The 2,558-nt window shown below is 23.8% G+C and carries 2 protein-coding genes and 1 pseudogene; all 3 read right to left on the bottom strand.

Annotated elements, in window-relative coordinates:
• Positions 1-265 precede the first annotated feature (265 nt).
• Entirely contained in the window at positions 266-2,002 is a 1,737-nt protein-coding gene (locus FHL06_RS12360; RefSeq protein ID WP_153386878.1) for a nuclease domain-containing protein, read from the bottom strand.
• Positions 1,986-2,285: a hypothetical protein gene (locus tag FHL06_RS12355; RefSeq protein ID WP_153386876.1), complete on the bottom strand. Its 300-nt coding sequence runs from the start codon at positions 2,283-2,285 to the stop codon at positions 1,986-1,988. The genes FHL06_RS12360 and FHL06_RS12355 overlap by 17 nt, the downstream gene beginning before the upstream one ends.
• A 90-nt stretch (positions 2,286-2,375) precedes the next feature.
• Positions 2,376-2,558 (bottom strand): annotated as a pseudogene (locus tag FHL06_RS14420) (McrB family protein); the annotation flags it as partial.

The raw sequence follows: 2,558 nt of genomic DNA, 5'->3' as shown, positions 1-2,558 counted from the left end.
AATGGTTATCATATGTCCGATTATTACAGGGATAATATCGAATTATCTCTACGATAAATTCAAATGATAAAAAGAAAACCCCCCACAAAGCTTTGGATGGCTGTGGGGGTTTTTGATGTACAAAAACATCATACTTTTCGTTACTTAAATAATAACATGATAGTTTCTAAAGGTAAAATGAGTTTAATTAATAAATGCAGTTAGTAGTTTATGGATTAATGATTTATATTTTCGTTAAATTGATTTCATTTTGTTTCTTTATTTTTTATAAAAAAATTAATTGTTTCAATCTGTTAACTAATTCTACATTTTCTAAATTAGGAGTAAAAGTAGCAATTGTTACAGAAAAATTTTTATCTATATTTATAACTTTTCCATTATTAAATGAAGTAGGAGTTAAAGCTATTACTTCTTTAACAACGTGATAATCAGGATTTTGAGAACTCACTATCATATTTTTATAAATGTTTAATTGTTCTACAACTTTATATTGTTTCCATATCTTATCAGCAGGACTATACTTAGCATCTAGTATGATTGTTTTTACATATGAATTTTCATTATATATATCTAGTCTTAAATCTGGTTTATTTCTTTTATGTCTAATCCAATAATTTTCTTTTTTATTAACCTTCTTACAAATAGGTTTATTAAATATCAAGTCTAATTTTACTTTGCCTTTCTCAAAAATTACGTTAGTCCCGTCAGGAATCCTGGGAATAACTGTTTTTTTATTATTAGAATTAAATATCCAGCCTTTATTTACTTCAAAACCGATATTTTGTAATGTTTTTATTAATTCAATAAAAGACCAATATTCATATAATGTATCAGACGATTTCCATTTAAAACTATAAAGATTTTGTATGTTATCTTCTATTTTACTATTCAAGTATCTATTAATTGTAAAAATATCTCTATAACCTGGGTATTTCATAATTTTATTAGTAACATAAACATACTTCTCTCTTCGTTCTTTTCTTCTATTGTAATATTTATTTATTAAACTAAATAAAATTTTAAGGTCTGTTTTTATTTTATTTAAATTTTTTATTTCGCTTTCTCTTTTCTGTAATAAAAGAGGATTATTCTTATAGTATTTTAATTCACGAATTATCTGTGTTATATCTACAATTGATAATTCGCATTGGTTTATTGAACCTTTTAAAATTTGAAGATAATTATTTAAAGATTGCAAAACATATTGATTTTCATTGTTTTGTAAAGATATCATTATATTTTTAGCATATACTTTAGAATTTTGTATAGATAAATTTTTTAAGTCAATATTATTTTTATTATTTAAAGTTTGAGCTTTACTATCTATTTTTAATGACTTATTAGTTTTCGTTTTATGATAATTATTTTTAAAACTCGTTATAGGACTATTGTAAATAGCTTCTAAAGCGTGTGTTAGTATATATTTTTTTTGCAAAAGAAATATTCCTTTATCTAAGGTTGTAGCTATAATGTCAGATTTCGAATTAGAAATAGCAGATTGATTTCTTAAAAAATCTCTAGCTAATCCTAAAGAGTGATCTTCAATTTGGTTTACCATATCTTTATGAACATTAATTGTCATATTTTGAGGTGTTATTTGAAATTGGGCATAGTAAATGTCATTTTCATATTTAATATAATATTGATAATATCCAGGGATTAGCGGTATACCAGTAATATTATGCTTGTGTGTGTGAATTGTAGCAATATTATCTATTTCCATGTAACTATTTTGTAATTCATCAAATTTTATTGTATTATTTTCTTCACTTAAAAATTCAAAATAATTCATATAAAGTTGAGCGTGTATATTTCTGCTCACTTTTTTTCTGAAGGATACTTTTATATATTGATATTCAGTAAAAACAGGGATTTTTTGGTTATCAGAGTAAATATCAGAAGAAAAAGTTTCTACTAAAACTGATTTATCTTCATCTTTTTCTTCTTTGTTATTCAACACGATAAATTCGACTTCAAATGGTAAGTTAGTATGTATATCCATAAATATCTAACTCTTTCTTTTTTTTATTTAAAATTTTATTGGTTATTTTGAATTGATTCTTGGATAAAATTTTAAAAATACCATTTTCTTCATCAAAGATTTTTTCTAATTCTTCAGAATTTCCTCTGATTTTTGGTATTACTTTTTGAGCAATTTGTAAATCAAAAGCCTCTTCTCTAATTAATTCTTGATTTTTAGGTAAATTAGCTAAATATGAATTTATATGATTTAATGTCCTAAAACCTATAGTAATAGTAAATGTAGAATTAAAAAGGTCACTCAATTTTTTTATAATTTCTATTTCTTTATCATTAATTACGCTTTCCCCAAGCCAATCTCCCCATTCATTTTGCGTACTTCTAGTGTTTGTTTCTTATTTATTTTCTTGTTTCAGTTCATTTTTATATATACTATTAGATATTGATTCAGACCATAATTCGATATAATTTTCTGGAGTCGCTAATTCGATTAAATTACAACGATCAAGCACTTTATCAGGGATAGGGTTTGAAGATTCATCTTCATTAATTGTACCTACAAAAAACACATTATCTCT

Origin of the sequence: Companilactobacillus halodurans, assembly GCF_009600985.1 — a bacterium.
GTDB lineage: Bacteria > Bacillota > Bacilli > Lactobacillales > Lactobacillaceae > Companilactobacillus > Companilactobacillus halodurans.
Note: the sequence above shows the minus strand (reverse complement) of the source record. Positions and strands in the feature narration are given on the sequence as shown.

What these genes read in the sequence shown, in the direction of transcription:
- FHL06_RS12360 (WP_153386878.1), bottom strand. Translation starts at nt 2,002, where the DNA reads ATGGATATACATACTAACTTACCATTTGAAGTCGAATTTATCGTGTTG.